The sequence below is a fragment of the Arthrobacter echini genome (assembly GCF_008107445.1).
Taxonomy (GTDB): domain Bacteria; phylum Actinomycetota; class Actinomycetes; order Actinomycetales; family Micrococcaceae; genus Arthrobacter_D; species Arthrobacter_D echini_A.
Genome location: NZ_VSLD01000034.1, coordinates 1 through 913, shown reverse-complemented (window position 1 = coordinate 913; position 913 = coordinate 1). Strand labels below are relative to the sequence as shown.

The window sequence follows — 913 nt, the reverse complement described above, 5'->3', positions numbered from 1 at the left end:
AAGCGGACCAGGGAGCTGGAGAAGGAGAACGCCCGGCTGAAGAAGTTGTTGGCTGATCAGGTCCTCGCTAACGACATCCTGAGCGAGGTGGCGCGGGGAAAATTCTGAGCCCTGAACCGAGGCGGCGTGCGGTGCGCATGGCGCAGGAGAAGTTCGGGGCGTCCGAGAGATTCGCGTGCAAGGTGTTGGGGCAGAACCGTTCCGCGCTGCGTAAGGGCCGCCCGGAGATCAGCTTCGAGGAAGCCCAGCTGCGGGCCGACCTACGCGCGGTGGCGGTGGAGCATCCGGCGTGGGGGTGGCGGAAGGCGCGCTGGCACCTGCTGGCCCAGGCTCGCTGGGCTGGGGTGGCGCTGAACACGAAGCGGATCCGTCGGCTCTGGCGCCTCGAGGGGCTGACCTGTAAGCCCAAGGCGAGGAAGAAGCGCAGGACCGGGCCCGGCGCCGGGGAGCAGAAGCGGTTGCGGGCCCAGTACCCGATGCACGTGGTCAGCTTCGACTTCCAATCTGATGTGACGTCCTGCGGCCGGCATATCCGGTTCTTCAACGTCATTGACGAATACACCCGAACAGCCCTGGCGATCATCCCGCGGAGGTCCTTCACCGCCGGGGACGTCGTCGCAGTGCTGGAGGACGTCATCGCCGAAACCGGGATCACCCCGACCTACGTGCGCTCGGACAACGGTCCGGAATTCACGGCCGCTGCCCTGACCGACTGGTGCAACACCGCCGGGGTGGAGACCGCGTTCATCGACCCCGGCTCACCGTGGCAGAACGGGTTCGCGGAGTCCTTCAACGCCCAATTCAGAAGAGAACAACTCACCGGGGAAATCCTGGACACCATGGCCGAAGCCCGGTACCTCGCCCAGGAATGGAAGGACATCTACAATCATGAACGGCCCCACGGATCCCTCGA

At 65.4% G+C, this 913-nt stretch carries 1 pseudogene; it reads left to right on the top strand.

The features are described from left to right. Positions 1 to 913: pseudogene (locus FQ377_RS14690) on the top strand (IS3 family transposase); the annotation flags it as partial.